Origin of the sequence: Stutzerimonas kirkiae, assembly GCF_004327335.1 — a bacterium.
GTDB classification, from domain to species: domain Bacteria; phylum Pseudomonadota; class Gammaproteobacteria; order Pseudomonadales; family Pseudomonadaceae; genus Stutzerimonas; species Stutzerimonas kirkiae.
In genome coordinates this window covers 72,210-87,153 of sequence record NZ_QJUO01000004.1, presented here as the reverse complement: position 1 = coordinate 87,153, position 14,944 = coordinate 72,210, and the positions used below count along the sequence as shown (strand labels likewise).

General features: G+C 62.3%; 14 protein-coding genes. 5 read left to right on the top strand and 9 right to left on the bottom strand.

Annotated features, from left to right (window positions below):
* Nucleotides 1-23: 23 nt before the first annotated feature.
* Nucleotides 24-1,151: an aminotransferase class V-fold PLP-dependent enzyme gene (locus tag DNJ95_RS04215; RefSeq protein ID WP_131183473.1), complete on the bottom strand. Its 1,128-nt coding sequence runs from the start codon at nt 1,149-1,151 to the stop codon at nt 24-26.
* Between the two features lie 77 nt (nt 1,152-1,228).
* Between DNJ95_RS04215 and DNJ95_RS04210 the strand changes: the two genes are divergently transcribed.
* The 3 genes from DNJ95_RS04210 to DNJ95_RS04200 all read left to right on the top strand — a co-directional run bounded on the left by DNJ95_RS04210 (nt 1,229) and on the right by DNJ95_RS04200 (nt 3,152).
* Nucleotides 1,229-1,849 carry a TetR/AcrR family transcriptional regulator gene (locus DNJ95_RS04210; RefSeq protein ID WP_131183472.1) on the top strand — a complete coding sequence of 207 codons (621 nt, stop codon included), beginning with the start codon at nt 1,229-1,231 and terminating at the stop codon, nt 1,847-1,849.
* A 101-nt stretch (nt 1,850-1,950) separates the two neighbouring features.
* Nucleotides 1,951-2,553 (top strand): DUF4823 domain-containing protein, encoded by a 603-nt coding sequence (locus tag DNJ95_RS04205; protein ID WP_131183471.1) that lies wholly within the window; start codon nt 1,951-1,953, stop codon nt 2,551-2,553.
* 35 nt (nt 2,554-2,588) lie between these two features.
* Nucleotides 2,589-3,152 carry a DUF1285 domain-containing protein gene (locus DNJ95_RS04200; RefSeq protein WP_131183547.1) on the top strand — a complete coding sequence of 188 codons (564 nt, stop codon included), beginning with the start codon at nt 2,589-2,591 and terminating at the stop codon, nt 3,150-3,152.
* A 135-nt stretch (nt 3,153-3,287) separates the two neighbouring features.
* Here the strand turns inward: DNJ95_RS04200 and DNJ95_RS04195 are convergent, their stop codons facing one another.
* The 6 genes from DNJ95_RS04195 to DNJ95_RS04170 form a co-directional block, all read right to left on the bottom strand.
* A complete protein-coding gene (locus DNJ95_RS04195) occupies nt 3,288-3,617 on the bottom strand; it encodes a transcriptional repressor (protein WP_131183470.1) in 330 nt (109 codons plus the stop codon).
* A 343-nt stretch (nt 3,618-3,960) separates the two neighbouring features.
* Nucleotides 3,961-6,423: a TonB-dependent siderophore receptor gene (locus tag DNJ95_RS04190; protein ID WP_165491584.1), complete on the bottom strand. Its 2,463-nt coding sequence runs from the start codon at nt 6,421-6,423 to the stop codon at nt 3,961-3,963.
* 114 nt (nt 6,424-6,537) lie between these two features.
* Nucleotides 6,538-7,485 carry a FecR domain-containing protein gene (locus tag DNJ95_RS04185; RefSeq protein WP_131183468.1) on the bottom strand — a complete coding sequence of 316 codons (948 nt, stop codon included), beginning with the start codon at nt 7,483-7,485 and terminating at the stop codon, nt 6,538-6,540.
* Complete coding sequence (locus DNJ95_RS04180) at nt 7,478-7,996, bottom strand: sigma-70 family RNA polymerase sigma factor (protein ID WP_131183467.1); 519 nt, start codon at nt 7,994-7,996, stop codon at nt 7,478-7,480. Before DNJ95_RS04180 ends, DNJ95_RS04185 begins: the two co-directional genes overlap by 8 nt.
* Nucleotides 7,997-8,102: 106 nt before the next feature.
* On the bottom strand, nt 8,103-8,861 hold the full coding sequence (locus DNJ95_RS04175; protein WP_131183466.1) for a class I SAM-dependent methyltransferase: 759 nt from the start codon (nt 8,859-8,861) through the stop codon (nt 8,103-8,105).
* Nucleotides 8,862-8,925: 64 nt separating this feature from the next.
* Nucleotides 8,926-10,578, bottom strand: coding sequence for an electron transfer flavoprotein-ubiquinone oxidoreductase (locus DNJ95_RS04170; protein ID WP_131183465.1), 1,653 nt, complete (start codon nt 10,576-10,578; stop codon nt 8,926-8,928).
* 466 nt (nt 10,579-11,044) lie between these two features.
* Here DNJ95_RS04170 and DNJ95_RS04165 point away from each other — a divergent pair, with 466 nt between their 5' ends.
* Entirely contained in the window at nt 11,045-11,794 is a 750-nt protein-coding gene (locus tag DNJ95_RS04165; protein WP_131183464.1) for an electron transfer flavoprotein subunit beta/FixA family protein, read from the top strand.
* Between the two features lies 1 nt (nt 11,795).
* Nucleotides 11,796-12,725 (top strand): electron transfer flavoprotein subunit alpha/FixB family protein, encoded by a 930-nt coding sequence (locus DNJ95_RS04160; protein ID WP_131183463.1) that lies wholly within the window; start codon nt 11,796-11,798, stop codon nt 12,723-12,725.
* A gap of 479 nt (nt 12,726-13,204) precedes the next feature.
* Here the strand turns inward: DNJ95_RS04160 and ppa are convergent, their stop codons facing one another.
* Together ppa and DNJ95_RS04150 are read right to left on the bottom strand one after the other, a co-directional pair.
* Nucleotides 13,205-13,732: an inorganic diphosphatase gene (gene ppa, locus DNJ95_RS04155; RefSeq protein ID WP_131183462.1), complete on the bottom strand. Its 528-nt coding sequence runs from the start codon at nt 13,730-13,732 to the stop codon at nt 13,205-13,207.
* A 145-nt stretch (nt 13,733-13,877) separates the two neighbouring features.
* Complete coding sequence (locus DNJ95_RS04150) at nt 13,878-14,708, bottom strand: M90 family metallopeptidase (protein ID WP_131183461.1); 831 nt, start codon at nt 14,706-14,708, stop codon at nt 13,878-13,880.
* Between the last annotated feature and the right edge of the window lie 236 nt (nt 14,709-14,944).

Sequence of the window (14,944 nt, the reverse complement as noted above, 5' to 3'; positions counted from 1 at the left end):
TTTTCTGTTGGCGTCCGGATGTGTCAGCGCCCGGACGCCAACTTCCGGACGATGGTGATGCTGTCCTCGATCACTTCTTCCGGGGTGTAGAAGTGCGGAGAAAAGCGGATGCCGCCGCCGCGCTGGGCGCAAACGACCTGCTCGGCCTTCAGCCGTTCGAAGAGTTCGCCATTGTCCCAGCCGTCCAGGCGGAAGGTGAGAATGCCGGAGCGACGGGCGGGCTCCGAGGGGCTGAGAAGCTGCAGTCCGGCGATGTTTCCGAGTTCCCGCCGCAGGTGTTCGATGCGTTGCGCGATGGATTTTCCCACCTGGGCAATGGACACCTCTTCCAGCAGTGAAAGGCTGGCTTCCAGTGCCACGGCGCCGAGCATATTGGGGCTGCCACATTCGAAACGCCTGGCCGTGCGCGCGGGCTTCCACTCCTGGCGATCGTAGTCGCCGGCGTTTTCCAGCATATGCCAGCCGTATTCGTGCAGCTCGAGGCGTTCGCGCAGGTCGCTGCGACAGTAGAACACGCCCAGCCCCTCCGGCCCGAGCATCCATTTGTGGCCGTCAGCCATGGCGAAGGCGCAGCGGTTCTGCCGCACATCGAACGGCAGCGCCCCCAGTTGCTGGATGGCGTCGATGCACAGCAGCACGCCCAGTTGCTCGCACCCTTCGCCCAGGCGTTGCAGGTCGAGGCGCAGGCCGCTGGCGTATTGCACCGCGCTGATGGCCATCAGCCGCGTGCGTGGGCCGCAGGCGGCGAGCAGGTCGGCTTCGGGGGACGGGCCTTTCAGGCTGACCTGGACGACTTCCACTCCTCGTGGGCGCAAGGCTTCCCATACGACACGGTTGGAAGGGAATTCCTCGTCGCTGATGATGATCTGGTCGCCGGCCCTCCAGTCCAGCCCGAAGGCGACAAAGGACAGCGCCTCGGAGGTGTTCTTGACCAGCGCGATATCGGCCGTGCCGGGGGCGTTGAGCAGGCGGGCGAGGCGCTCGCGCAGGCGCTGTTCGGTGCGCAGCCACTGCGGATAGTCGCGCGCGCCGAGCCGTGCGTTTTCCGCGGCGAAGGCACTGACTGCCCGGGCGGCGCATTGTGGCCAGGGGGCGACGGCTGCATGGTTCAGGTAGCGCAGCCCGTCAGGTTGTGGGAAGTGCTCGTTCATTGCTCCGTGTCCCGTGCATTTTTCCAATGGATAGGCATAATAATCAGCCCTGATGCAGAAGCCGCAGTTTCTTCCCTATGCAGAATGAACCTCGAAAGGTCCGTGAGTTTCGACGGCGCGAACAGGAAATCCTCGATACGGCACTGCAGCTCTTTCTCGACGAGGGTGAAGACCGGGTGACGGTGGAAACCATCGCCGACACCGTTGGCATTGGCAAGGGCACCATCTACAAGCATTTCAAGTCCAAGGCCGAGATCTACCTGCGGCTGATGCTCGACTATGAGCGCGATCTCAACCAGTTGCTGCATTCGCCCGAGCTGGAGCATGACAAGGAAGCCCTGTCACGCGCCTATTTCGAATTCCGCATGCGCGACCCCCAGCGTTACCGCCTGTTCGACCGTCTGGAAGAAAAAGTGGTCAAGAGCAACCAGGTGCCGGAAATGGTCGAGGAACTGCATCGTATCCGTGCCTCCAACTTCGAACACCTGACGCAACTGATCAAGGAACGTATCGCCGCTGGCAAGCTGGAAGACGTGCCGCCGTATTTCCATTACTGCGCGGCCTGGGCGCTGGTGCATGGCGCCGTGGCGTTGTATCACTCGCCGTTCTGGAGCAATGTGCTGGAGGATCAGGACGGTTTCTTCCAGTTCCTGATGGATATCGGTGTGCGCATGGGTAACAAGCGCAAGCGCGACTAGGCTACGTAGCTCAAGCTTCAAACGGCAAGTTGAGGCTATTATGCTCGCTCCTGGCTTGCAGCTTGCCGCTTGCCGCTGCTTCATCTGTGGGAGTTCCCCGTATGCGAATCCTCATTGCATCACTGCTGCTCATGGTGCTGGGCGGCTGCATGAAAGTCAGCGACATGGCCGAGGGCAGTCGTGAGCATCTGCGTGATGCCGGTATTCTCGATCACAGCGATATTCGCCGTGCCAGCCCCTGGCGCTTGCAGCCCGATTCCTTCATCTATATCGCCCAGGGGCATTTCAACCCGGTGGGCAATACCCAGCCCCGGCCGAATCTGCTGGCCGAGCAGGCCTTCAACGGTTTCGTCGAGTATTTCCCCAGGCTGCGCCGCGCCGCGGCCCCGCTCGGGCTGGAAGAGGCGATGGCGGAGGCCCGCTCCTTCGGTGCGCATTATCTGCTGTATACCCGCTTCGCCGTGGCCGATGACCGTATCGGCACCTGGGAAGAGTGGGATGACCAGCGCGATGCCTCACGCTTCGGTTTCGATACGGGCAATATCCAGTTGATGCTGCTGGAAACCAATACCCACTATATGGTCGATACCGCCCATATCCGTACGCGCAGCGGGCTGCTGACCTCCTACGACACCAAGCCACAGGAGCTGTTGGGGCCACCTTTCAAGGATTACGCCAGGCGCTTGCTGGGCGTTGGGCGCTAGGGCCTGTTGCGACGCTGGTGACGAGAGGGATCGGCATGGGGGATTCGGGCAAGGCCGACACGCTGCTGGGGCAGATTCCCGCTGGCGCACGAAAGGGGTCTGCGCCTGTGCATCTATGGAATCCCGCCTTCTGTGGCGATATCGATATGCGTATCGCCCGCGATGGAACCTGGTACTACATGGGCACGCCCATTGGCCGCGAGGCCATGGTCAGGTTGTTCTCCAGCATCATCCGGCGTGACGGCGACGACTATTTCCTGGTGACGCCGGTGGAGAAGGTCGGTATCCAGGTCGATGACGCGCCGTTCGTCGCGATCGGCCTGGCGGTCAGCGGTACCGGGGAGCAGCAGGTACTGAGCTTCGTGACCCAGGTCGGTGACCAGGTGCAGGCCGGCCATGAGCATCCCTTGCGTTTCGACAGTGATCCGCTCAGCGGCGAGCCGTCGCCCTATGTGCATGTCCGGGCGAATCTGGAGGCCCTGATCCTGCGGAGTGTCTTCTACCAGTTGGCGGAACTGGCCGTGGCCCATGAGGTGGATGAGGTGCCCTGGCTGGGCGTCTGGAGCGCGGGGGTGTTCTTTCCCATCTGTCGAGCCTGAGAACCTGTTCACGATCTGCTGTGCGTCGGCCATGCTGCGTTAGAACAGGCTCGGCAAGCCGCTTGCGGCTAACGCACTTCCAGTGCGGCTCTAGCTCGCGAGATCGTGAACAGGTTCTGAGGCCTGCCAGGCTGTTCAGGCGTTGGCGACCAGCCTTCGTTCCGGTTGCGGCTGATCGGCCACCTCGGCCAGTACCTCGCTATTCAGCCGATAGGTCTTGTCGTTGTCGCAAGTCAGCAGGTTGCTGTTGCACAGGCGCGGCAGCATCTGGCGGACGCAGAGCAACGAAACGGGCGTGCCCGTCTCCACCAGCAGGCTGTGCAGCTCCTTGCAGGACAGGCCGTCGGACGCCAGGGCATGGTCCCTGAACAATGCCAGTACTTTCAGGCGAGGCAGGCTGACTTTCAAGCCTGCCTCGTTGAGGAGTTGCCGCAGGGCGTGGTTGGGGGTGTTCTGAAAAATCATTGCGATCCCTCTGGCCAGACAGGGCCTGTGCCGTGGCAGGCCAAACGTCTTCTTTAACGGGGCCGGCGCGAATTTGCCGATCTCTATAGGTAAAGACGGATGAGATGCGGAAAACCCGCACCCTCCGGGATAAAAAAATGTATGGATGTATTTCTCTTCGTGGTTGGCCATGGGCTGGCGGGCCGGGATACTGGCGCGCTTGCGATCGTGCTCCATGGGGAATACTCGATCGCAAGTGCCCCGCTGGGCCGAACGCCAGGGCGGGGATAAGCCGGTGCGGTCCTCGCACCTTTGTGGAAAAGATGCGAGAGGCTCTGGTAGTGAGGGCAACGGCTTCCGGTGTTCAGAAGGTGCCGCGCAGCGTCAGTGTGAAATTGCGCGGATCGCCATACCAGTTGTCGATGCTGTTGCTGCCTACGGTCCGGTAGTACTTTTTGTCGAATATATTGTTGACGTTGAGCGACGTGCTCCAGTGGTTATCGATCCTGTAGTCCAGCAGAGCATTCCAGACGGCGTAGCCCGGTTGTTCGTAGTTGTACGGAACGCTAGTGTCGATCGTATTACCAAAAGTATCCTTGACCGATGAAGTTCCGCTCACATAGTTACGACTCTGGATATTGGCGCCCAGCCCGACTTTCCAGTGGTCAAGGCCGCCAGGGAGGCGATAGCTGGTGAACACTTTGAGCAGATGCTTGGGCGTCTGCGTACTGAGCGGCTTGCCACGGTTCGAGGCAGTACTGGTCTTGACCTGCTCGTTGATGTTGAAGGTATAGCCGGCACCGATCTGCCAGTCTGGCAGAAGCTCGCCGGTGATCTCGACATCAATGCCTTTGCTGACGATCTTGCCAGCCGCTTCATAGCAGCATGGGTTGGCGGTATTGGCTACAGTTTCCGAATAAAGCTGCATGGCCTCATTTTCGCGCTTGGTGTAGTACACCGCGAGTGAAAGGTTGGCCTTCTTGTTGAACAGCTCGGCTTTGCTGCCGAGTTCGTAGGTATCGCCGGTCATTGGCTTGAGTGATTGATGACCGCTGTTCAGATAGGTGGTCTGTGGGGTGTAGATCTGGCTGTAACTGGTATAGACCGACCACTGATCGTTAACGGTGTAGACCAGGCCGCCGAACGGTGTGATGACGCCACTGTCTTTTCCACCCGTGGGGTAATCCAGGTTGTAGGCTGGAAGCACGCTAAAGATGTTGTCGTTGTAGTCGGAGTAGCGAGCGCCGACGATCAGCTTGAGTGGTTCGGCCAGTTGCGCGCGTAGTGTCGCGTAGGCGCCGCTCTTGCGCTGGTTCCACGCTGGGAAGGTAATGTAAATGCCTGGCATGGCGCCCATTGGCTGGTCGTCAATGTCGTTCTGGCGCGGGTCGACCGCAATGTTGGCCATGCCCAGGCGATACGATTCGAAGCCTCGCCGGGTCTCCTGGTGGTCAATGCCGAACAGAACCTCGTGCTCGAGGCCGAACGCCTGCAAGTGGCCCGAAATGTTGGCGTCGTAAAGGTCTTGATCGATGGAGTAGTCACGGCCCCAGCGGGAGAACAGCGAGCCTTGGCCCGTGGTGCTGTCGATGGTGCCGGTTGCCTGCCCGATGTTATGGGTGATGTCCTGGCTGTAGCGGGTGTAGCTGCCGTTGACTTTCCAGTTTTCGTTGAAAGTGTGCTCAAGCTTTACGAAGATTTCGTCGGTTGCGTAGTTGGCAGTGGACCAGTCGGCCGCCAGCGAGGTATCGCGCGATAGACCGATGTCTTCCCCGGTGTCGTAGCGTGGCAGGCCGCTGTCCCAGTAACCCTTTATCTTGCGCCACTGGTGGCTGCCGCTCAGGGTTAGCAGTGTGTCGGGAGTGAGGTCGGCCTCAAGGACCCCATAGTAGGTTTCCTTCCTGCTATTAGTCGTATCGTAGAAGTAATCGCGGTCTTCCGTGGCGAATACGCCACGGACGCGCAGGCGCCCGTCGAAGGCCAGTGGGCCGGTAACGTCGACTTCCTGGCGATAGTTGTCCCAGCTTCCAACCGAGGTCGCTGTCTTGATCTGGTTGTACGAAAGTGGCTTCTTGCGCACCAGATTCAGGGTGCCGCCGGGTTCGCCTGTGCCGCTGAACAGACCGTCGGAGCCGCGCAGGACTTCCACATGATCGTAGATCGCCATATCCGGCAGCGACTGGTAGTTCTGCTGGCGGATGCCGGGGGCGCTCCCGTCCGTTTGCACACTGGTGACCTCGAACCCTCGGGAGTAGAACTTGGTATCGACGCTGTTGCCGCCAACCACTGTGATACCGGTCAGTTTGTCCAGTGCCTGCTCCATGTTGGTGATCCCCTGGTCTTCGATGTTCTGCCGTGTCAGCACGGAAATCGACTGGGGGATGTCGCGCAGGGCTTGCGGCGCCTTACCGCCGGCGGAAACGGCGCCTGTGCTGTAGGAGCCGCTGCCTTCGGTCATCAGCCGGCCCTGGAGGTCGCTGCCCGATATATCGATGGTGGCGAGGTTCAGTGCCGAGTCTTCGCCCTTGGCAAGCGCGACATAGCTGCCATTCGCATTCTTCTGCAATTGGATCGGATGATCGCCGATGGCCTGGCGCAGGGCCTGCTCGGGGCTGAGGTCGCCCTGTACCGGGCTGGAGCGGATATTGGCCACCAGGCCGGGGCTGACGACCAGGATCAGGCCGGCGTTGCTGGCGATCTGTGCCAGTGTCTGGCCGAGAGGCGCGGAGGGCATGTCGTAGGTTTGCGTCGCGGCCACGGCGGGCAGGCCGGTGAGCACCAGGGCGACGCTCAGCGCCAGGGGGCGCAGGTTCATGGGGATAGGCATTGAAGGGGTTCCTGTTCGGTGTTGGCCCTTCAAGTACCGAACGAAGTGGGAGAACCCATAGGGGGAGATGAGTATTTTTATTCGGCGCCGCATTGGTGCCTGGCCGTCGCCGGGTCAGTGTTCGGCGCTGGGGACGACCCGTGTCCAGAGTCCTCCATAGCTGATGACCCGGATTGGCAGGGCGCTGGCCAGCGCTTCCAGGGTGCGGTCCGTGTCGTGCAGGGAGAAGCTGCCGCTGACGCGCAGGCCGGCCAGTGCCGGGTCGAGGCTCAGGGGCGCGCGACGGTAGTGGGCAAGCGCCCTCAGCACGTCCTCAAGGGGTTGGTCGTCCGCTTGTAGCATGCCGCGTGTCCAGGCGTCGGCGCCCTTGGCGCCAGGCCGCACAGGGCCGAGTTCGCCATCGCGCAGGGCAATGCTTTCGCCGGCGCGTACGATGACCTCCGTGCCCGAGGGGCGCCCCTGGGCGGCAACGGCCGACTGGCTGACCGCCAGATGGCTGCCTTGTGCATCGCGCTGCACCGTGAAGACGGTGCCCAGCGCCCGCATGCTGCCATCGACGCTGCGAACCACGAAGGGGCGGGCATCCTTGGCGGTTTCGATGAAAACCTGGCCCTGGCGCAGCAGGACCAGGCGCTGTCCGTCGTTGAAGTCGATATCGATCCAACTGCGCGGGCCGAGCAGCACGCGGCTGTCGTCCTCCAGCCTGATTTCGCGCACCTGCCCCGTGCCGCTGGCGTAGTCGGCCAGCAGGCTGGGCAGTGGCTGTTGGCGGTGCATGAGCAACAGCCCGCAGGTGATGGCCAGGGCAATCCCGGCCAGCCCATGGGGGCGCAGGCGTGGCGAAGGCGCGTGGCTGTCCAGCAGCACCTTGCGCTGCCCGTCGGGCAGGCGCGAGAAGTCCTGCCCAAGGCTGCCGAGCCGTTGCCAGGCCTGGCGGTGGCGCGGGTCGCTGGCGAGCCAGTGGCGCAGCTCAGGGCTGTCCGTCCGCCCCTGGGCATCCAGTTTCAGTTGCCAGTCGATGGCAGCCTTGACGATTTCTTCCGGTAACGGCATTTCAGTCATTTTCAACGTCGAAGCGCAGCCTGTAGCAGTGCAGGGTAGCCTTGGCCAGGTACTGCTGGATACGTGCCGGCGAGAGGCCAAGCTCCTCGGCGATCCTGGCCTGGCTCATGCCCGCCAGGCGGTGCAGCAGGAAGGCGCGCTTGACCCGGGTGGGCAGCCCGTCCAGTTGGCTGTCGATCAAGCGGAGCTGTTGCAGGTCGGCGACCCGCTGTTGGGGATCGGGCTGCAGGTCCTGTGGTTGCTGGGCCAGGTAGTGCAGGTAACTGCGTTCAAGCGCAGAGCGTCGGTAGAAATCGATCAGTAGTCCGCGTGCCACCAGCCTCAGGAATGACAGGGGCGTCGGGTGGTTGGCGAAGTCGGTCTTTTCCAACAGCCGCAGGAAGGCGTCCTGACTCAGGTCCGCCGCCTGTTGGGGGCTGCCCAGGCGGCGCTGGAACCAGCGTACCAGCGAGGGGTGCTGTTCGCGGTAGAGACGCTCGATGTGGAGGTGCTGCTGGCGGGGAGGGGACATGTGGTTGGCGTGGAAGTGATAATTTTTCGCGATTAGAGCATGGCGCTCCTGCTCACCACAAGCTTGCTCCTGGCGACAGGTCGGCAGCTTCGCGCCATCCTCCCGGTTACGGCAGGCGGCCCAGATAGACTTCGGTGTCGTAGTCGAAATCGATATGGCCGTCCCGTTGCGTTTCGTCGAACAGTCTTTCCAATGCCGCCAGCATGGCGGGATAGCCGGGGTGATCCGGCTTTGGGGCGTAGGAGGAGGACAGCAGACGTCCCTTGAGGCTTTGGTAATCCAGCCGCTGGCTATTGTCGATGCAGGTCTGTGTCTGCAGTCCGCCCTGGAACCAGTCGGCGACCTGCTCTGCATCGGGGTAGCGCTCGGCCACATCGGTGTAGTCGGTGCCGTGCTGGCGCAGCAGGTCTTCATAGCCTTCGAGGAAGGCGCTGCCGCGCAGACGGCGGCTGTTCCAGAACAACGCCACCTGGCCGTCCGGGCGCAGCAGGCGCTTGAACTCCCGACGGCAACCGTCCGGATCGAACCAGTGGAAGGCCTGGGCGGCGATGATGAGGTCGGCGCAGGCGTCCGGCAGGCCGCTGTGTTCGGCGCTGCCGGTGACGCTGGTATAGCCCGGGTATTCGCCCAGCCAGGCTTGCGCGGCGGCCCGCATGGCATCGTTGGGTTCGACGGCGGTCAGCGGATGCCTGGCATCCAGCAACAGCTTGCTGGCGATACCGGTGCCGGCGCCGATGTCGACGATCTTGGCGGCCGGCTCCACGCCATGCGCGTGCAGAAAGTCGACCAGGCTGGCCGGGTAGCTCGGACGGAACCTGACATAGTCCTGTACCCGGTCGGTGAAGCGCTGTCTGGAGTCACTCATGGTCGGCGGCCTTCGTTGGGGTTGTAAATGAAGAAGGCTCCCAGTGGGAGCCTTCGTTTGTCCATTACATATTGGGGTAGTTCGGCCCGCCGGTGCCTTCCGGGGCGACCCAGGTGATGTTCTGCGCCGGGTCCTTGATGTCGCAGGTCTTGCAGTGCACGCAGTTCTGCGCGTTGATCTGGAAGCGCTTGCCGCCGTCGTCATTGTCGACCACTTCGTAGACCCCCGCCGGGCAATAGCGCTGGGCCGGCTCGTCGTAGAGCGGCAGGTTGCTGTCGATCGGGATGTTCGGGTCGGCCAGCTTGAGGTGGATCGGCTGGTCCTCTTCATGGTTGGTATTGGAGAGGAATACCGAGCTGAGCTTGTCGAAGCTGAGTTTGCCGTCCGGTTTCGGGTAGTCGATCTTCCTGGCGTCCGCCGCTTTTAGCAGGCAGGCATAATCCTGGCGCGTATCGCGCAGGGTGAACGGTAGCTTGCCAGCGAGCAGGTTGTGCTCGATGAAGCTGAAGGCGGGGCCGAACAGCGGGCCGAACTTGTGCATGGCGGGGCCGAAGTTGCGGCTCTGGTACAGCTCCTCGTTCAGCCAACTGGCCTTGAAGCCCTCGACGTAATTCTCCAGCTCGTCGTTCTCGCGTTCCGCGCCAAGGGCCTGGACGATGGCCTCGGCGGCGAGCATGCCGGACTTCATGGCGGTATGGCTGCCCTTGATCTTGGCGCCGTTGAGGGTGCCGAGGTCGCAACCGATCAGCGCGCCTCCGGGGAAGACCATCTTCGGCAGCGAGTTGAAGCCGCCCTTGCTCAGGGCGCGCGCACCATAGGCGATGCGCTTGCCGCCCTCCAGGTACTGGGCGACCACCGGATGGTGCTTGTAGCGCTGGAATTCATCGAAGGGCGAGAGGTGGGGGTTGCTGTAGGCCAGGTCGACGATCAGGCCGACCACCACCTGGTTGTTCTCCAGGTGATAGAGGAAGGAACCGCCCGGGTTGTCCTTGTCCAGCGGCCAGCCGGAGGTGTGGATGACCAGCCCCTGTTCGTGCTTGGCCGGGTCGATTTCCCAGAGTTCCTTGATACCGATGCCGTAGTGCTGCGGATCGGCATTGGCGTTGAGCTGGAAGCGTTTGATCAGTTGCTTGCCGATATGGCCACGGCAGCCTTCGGCGAACAGGGTGTATTTGGCCCGCAGCTCCATGCCGGGTGTATAGATGCCTTCCTTGGGATTGCCTTCGCGATCGACACCCAGGTCGCCGGTGACGATGCCGCGTACGACGCCGTCGTCGTCGATCAGCGCTTCCTGGGCGGCGAAGCCGGGGTAGATTTCCACGCCGAGGTTTTCCGCCTGCTGGGCCAGCCAGCGGCACAGGTTGCCCAGGGAAATGATGTAGTTGCCTTCGTTGTGCATCGGCTTGGGCACGAAGACGTTGGGTACCTTGATGGCTTTTTCCGCGTTGCTCAGCAGATAGATATCATCGCGTTTCACCGGGGTGTTCAGCGGGGCGCCGAGCTCTTTCCAGTCGGGGAAGAGTTCGTTCAGCGCACGCGGTTCGAATACCGCCCCGGAGAGGATGTGAGCGCCGACCTCGGAGCCTTTTTCCACGACGCAGACACTGACTTCCCGGCCCGCTTCGGCGGCGACCTGTTTGAGGCGGCAGGCGGCGGATAGGCCTGCCGGCCCGGCGCCGACGATGACGACGTCGAATTCCATGTATTCGCGTTCCATGGGGCTATCTCCTGATCAGGGCTCGTTTGTTTTCTAGGTAGATGTCGGCGACCTGGACCGGTCCTTGGCGGGTCGAGGCGCGCATTATATATGTACGCCCGATCGGGTCCAATACAAACGTTTGTTTGAATTTTTACAAAGCCTGCTACTATCGGGCTTCTGAGGGTTATAGCGAGGCATTTGCGTTGTTGACCCGCTTATTACCAGCAGTCAAGATACGGGCAGTTTGCATTCGCCAGACGGGTTGGCATGCCGTTGAAATAAAGTGATGGATGGCCCAGGGCAGGGCGAAAGTACTGGAATGACGGCATTTACCAGCGGTAGGTGAGAATTTCGCAGCACTTTCGACCAGATATGGCCTCATGAGTATTTCAACCGCCTGCCACGGAACCTTCGGTTTCCGGCGCCGAGTCGTTCTCGGCTCACCTTGGCGGAATTCTATTCACCGGAGAGTAACGAGGAATCCATGAAGATTCTTGTAGCTGTCAAACGAGTGGTCGATTACAACGTCAAGGTTCGCGTCAAGGCGGACAACTCCGGCGTCGACCTGGCCAACGTCAAGATGTCGATGAACCCCTTCTGCGAGATCGCCGTCGAAGAGGCCGTGCGCCTGAAAGAGAAAGGCGTGGCGAGCGAGATCGTCGTCGTCACCATTGGCCCTGCCGCGGCGCAGGAGCAACTGCGTACCGCCCTGGCGCTGGGTGCGGATCGTGCGCTGCTGGTCGAGAGCGGCGAAGAGCTGAACTCCCTGGCCGTGGCCAAGCTGCTCAAGGCCGTGGTGGACAAGGAGCAACCGCAACTGGTGATCCTCGGCAAGCAATCCATCGACAGCGACAACAACCAGACCGGCCAGATGCTGGCGGCGCTGACCGGCTATGCCCAGGGCACCTTCGCCTCCAAGGTGGAAGTGGCTGGCGACAAGCTGAGCGTCACCCGCGAGATCGACGGCGGCCTGCAGACTGTCTCCCTGGCCCTGCCGGCCGTGGTGACCACCGACCTGCGTTTGAACGAGCCGCGCTACGCTTCCCTGCCGAACATCATGAAGGCCAAGAAGAAGCCGCTGGAGACCGTTACCCCGGACGCCCTGGGCGTCAGCCTGGCTTCCACGCTGAAGACCGTCAGGGTCGAGGCGCCGGCCGCGCGCAGCGCCGGTATCAAAGTGGGTTCGGTTGCCGAACTGGTCGAGAAACTGAAGAACGAAGCGAAGGTGATCTGAGATGGCAATCCTGGTAATCGCTGAGCACAGCAACGGCGCATTGGCCGGTGCCACCCTGAACACCGTTGCCGCCGCGCAGAAGATCGGCGGCGAGATCGTCGTGCTGGTCGCCGGCCAGGGCGTCGCCCCCGTTGCCGAAGCCGCCGCCAAGGTCGCGGGTGTGGGCAAGGTGCTGGTCGCCGATGATGCGGCCTATGCCAACCTGCTGCCGGAAAACGTCGCGCCGCTGATCGTCGGGCTGGCCAAGGGCTACAGCCATGTGCTGGCGCCGGCCACCACCAATGGCAAGAACTACCTGCCGCGCGTCGCCGCGCTGCTGGATGTGGAGCAGATCTCCGAGATCGTCGAAGTGGTCGCTGCCGATACCTTCAAGCGCCCGATCTACGCAGGCAACGCCATCGCCACCGTGCAGTCCAGCGCTCCGGTCAAGGTGATCACCGTGCGTGCCACCGGCTTCGACGCGGTCGCCGCCGAGGGCGGTTCGGCTGCCATCGAGCCTGTGAGTGGCACCGGCGATGCCGGCAAGTCGGCGTTCGTCGGCGAGGAACTGGCGACTTCCGACCGTCCCGAACTGACCGCGGCCAAGATCGTCATTTCCGGTGGTCGTGGCCTGCAGAACGGCGACAACTTCAAGCACCTGTACGCCCTGGCCGACAAGCTGGGCGCCGCTGTCGGCGCTTCCCGCGCCGCCGTCGATGCCGGCTTCGTGCCGAACGACATGCAGGTCGGCCAGACTGGCAAGATCGTCGCGCCGCAACTGTATATCGCCGTGGGCATTTCCGGTGCCATCCAGCACCTGGCGGGCATGAAGGACTCCAAGGTGATCGTCGCGATCAACAAGGACGAGGATGCGCCGATCTTCCAGGTGGCCGACTACGGCCTGGTCGCCGACCTGTTCGAAGCAGTACCGGAGCTGGAAAAGCTCGTCTGAGCCGCTCCTCCGTGAAAAGGCCGCTGCTTGCAGCGGCCTTTTTCGTTGTGCGCCAGGCATGGCGCGTTGCGCGTGAGCGCAACCAGCTTGGCTGTGGTGGCCTCGTTGGTGACTTGAAGGTGAAAGTCCTCTACACACCCGGCAAGGGGAAGTGTTAGCTGGACGGCAAGGGTGTCGTGGGTGACTGCGAGTCTGAAGGAAGCCGAAGGCAAAATGCTGGCCTGACGAACAGGAAGCGGATAGAGGCGGCGTAGCGGGGTAAGGTAGCCATGATTGGCAAAGCCCAATACTTGCACGGAACGCTGCGACGTAAATCCGACAGGCATAAGCAGGAAGGTCGCGCGAATTACCCAGGGAGATCTGTTTGGCCTGCCATGTGCTACCGGTATCGCGAGATGATGGGATGGGCGACCCCGCCTCCTACCCGATGGGAAATGAAAAAGCCGGCTGGTAGCCGGCTCTCGTTCCGCGGTAGAGGCTTACTTCTGGTAGGCCGCCACGGCCTTGGTGATGGCCGTGCGCGCCTCGTTGGCGCCGCCCCAGCCCTCGACCTTGACCCACTTGCCTTTTTCGAGGTCCTTGTAGTTCTCGAAGAAGTGCTTGATCTGTTCGATCAGCAGCGGCGGCAGGTCGGTGTATTCCTGTACGTCCTTGTAGATAGTGGTCAGCTTGTCATGCGGTACGGCGACCAGCTTGGCATCGCCGCCGGCTTCGTCGGTCATGTGCAGGATGCCGACCGGGCGGGCGCGTATGACCGAACCGGGGGCGACCGGGTAGGGGGTGACCACCAGCACGTCGAGCGGGTCGCCATCGTCGGCCAGGGTGTGGGGGATGAAGCCGTAGTTGGCCGGGTAGAACATCGGGGTGGCCATGAAGCGATCGACGAACAGCGAGTCGGTGTCGTGATCGATCTCGTATTTGATCGGCGCGTGGTTGGCCGGGATTTCGATGGCGACGTAGATGTCGTTTGGCAGGTCTTTGCCGGCCGGGATCTTGCTGTAGCTCATGGGGTTGCTCCGTGTTCGGCGATGGGGCCGGGGGCGAGAAGTCGGGCGCGATTATAGGTGCAATCCAGCGCTTTTTCCATGATGGAGCAAGCGCCGGAGCGGCTGCGAAGCAGGCGAAAGGTAGACGAAACGGGCGCTCTGGTTTTTAACCGGTTGCCGGGCCAGGGCCATCGGCATACTCCGGATGACGCTGGCGCAGGCAGCGCAGGCGTGCCAGCGGGTCCTGCCGATAGAAGCTGCGGAGTTGGCCATAGACCTCGGGCAGCGCCTGTTCCAGCAGGTCGGGAGCGCTGAAGAAATATTCGCTGGTGACGGCGAAGAACTCGGCCGGGTTTTCCGCCGCGTAAGGGTCGATCGGCGTGTGGGCATGGGGGTTGCGGTCCAGTGTGGCGTTCAGCGCGTCATAGGCGGCCTGCATGACGCGCGCCCATTCCTCGATACGCATGTCCCCATGCAGCGGCGGCAGGCCGTTGGCATCGCCGTTAAGCATGTCCAGCTTGTGTGCCAGTTCGTGTATCACCAGGTTGTAGCCTTCCCAGCCGCCACTCTCGTGGACTCCTGGCCAGGCCAGTATCACCGGCCCTTGCAGCCAGGCCTCGCCGCTGTGCTCGGCGTCCCATTCATGCTCGACGCCACTCGGGTCGCGGTATTTCTGCGGGCTGAGGAAGTCTTCCGGGTAGATCAGCACTTCATGGAAGCCCTGGTACCACTCCAGCTTCTCCGACAACGCCAGTAGCGGCAACTCGGCCATGGCCGCCAGGCGCAGGCGGTCGAAGGGTTCCAGGGTCACGCCGGGCAATGGCGTCAGGCGCTTGGCATGCAGGAAGAGCACCGCGCGCTCCTGCAGTAACTGCAGTGCCTGCGGCTCCAGGCCATCCAGCAGCGGCAGGCTGTCGAGCACCTGGGCCCAGAGTTCAGGGGCGATAGGGTAACGCTTGAGCAGACGCTGGCGCCGCCAGGCACGAAATGACCACATGGGGTGTGCTGCCATGGAAATCGGGAGGGCGATTGTAAACCAGGGGCATGGCTCTGTCGGGACCGGTTACCGAGAAACCTCTGGATAAGGTTTTGCGGTGCTTTACAACGGATGCGTTACAACGAAAGGGGGCCTGAACTATACAGGCCGACTCTCGATAGGTCCGCCGTGTGCTTATCAGAGTTGTTCATGGCAGGTTGAATAGGGAATCGAGCGACTACGGTCTCCAGTCTGGA

Excerpts from the sequence above, each read along its gene's own strand:
- ppa (WP_131183462.1), bottom strand. The coding sequence starts at position 13,732 with ATGAGCTACAGCAAGATCCCGGCCGGCAAAGACCTGCCAAACGACATC.
- DNJ95_RS04160 (WP_131183463.1), top strand. The coding sequence starts at position 11,796 with ATGGCAATCCTGGTAATCGCTGAGCACAGCAACGGCGCATTGGCCGGT.
- DNJ95_RS04150 (WP_131183461.1), bottom strand. The coding sequence starts at position 14,708 with ATGTGGTCATTTCGTGCCTGGCGGCGCCAGCGTCTGCTCAAGCGTTAC.
- DNJ95_RS04205 (WP_131183471.1), top strand. The coding sequence starts at position 1,951 with ATGCGAATCCTCATTGCATCACTGCTGCTCATGGTGCTGGGCGGCTGC.
- DNJ95_RS04200 (WP_131183547.1), top strand. The coding sequence starts at position 2,589 with ATGGGGGATTCGGGCAAGGCCGACACGCTGCTGGGGCAGATTCCCGCT.
- DNJ95_RS04190 (WP_165491584.1), bottom strand. The coding sequence starts at position 6,423 with ATGCCTATCCCCATGAACCTGCGCCCCCTGGCGCTGAGCGTCGCCCTG.
- DNJ95_RS04195 (WP_131183470.1), bottom strand. The coding sequence starts at position 3,617 with ATGATTTTTCAGAACACCCCCAACCACGCCCTGCGGCAACTCCTCAAC.
- DNJ95_RS04215 (WP_131183473.1), bottom strand. The coding sequence starts at position 1,151 with ATGAACGAGCACTTCCCACAACCTGACGGGCTGCGCTACCTGAACCAT.
- DNJ95_RS04180 (WP_131183467.1), bottom strand. The coding sequence starts at position 7,996 with ATGTCCCCTCCCCGCCAGCAGCACCTCCACATCGAGCGTCTCTACCGC.
- DNJ95_RS04175 (WP_131183466.1), bottom strand. The coding sequence starts at position 8,861 with ATGAGTGACTCCAGACAGCGCTTCACCGACCGGGTACAGGACTATGTC.
- DNJ95_RS04210 (WP_131183472.1), top strand. The coding sequence starts at position 1,229 with ATGCAGAATGAACCTCGAAAGGTCCGTGAGTTTCGACGGCGCGAACAG.
- DNJ95_RS04185 (WP_131183468.1), bottom strand. The coding sequence starts at position 7,485 with ATGACTGAAATGCCGTTACCGGAAGAAATCGTCAAGGCTGCCATCGAC.
- DNJ95_RS04170 (WP_131183465.1), bottom strand. The coding sequence starts at position 10,578 with ATGGAACGCGAATACATGGAATTCGACGTCGTCATCGTCGGCGCCGGG.
- DNJ95_RS04165 (WP_131183464.1), top strand. The coding sequence starts at position 11,045 with ATGAAGATTCTTGTAGCTGTCAAACGAGTGGTCGATTACAACGTCAAG.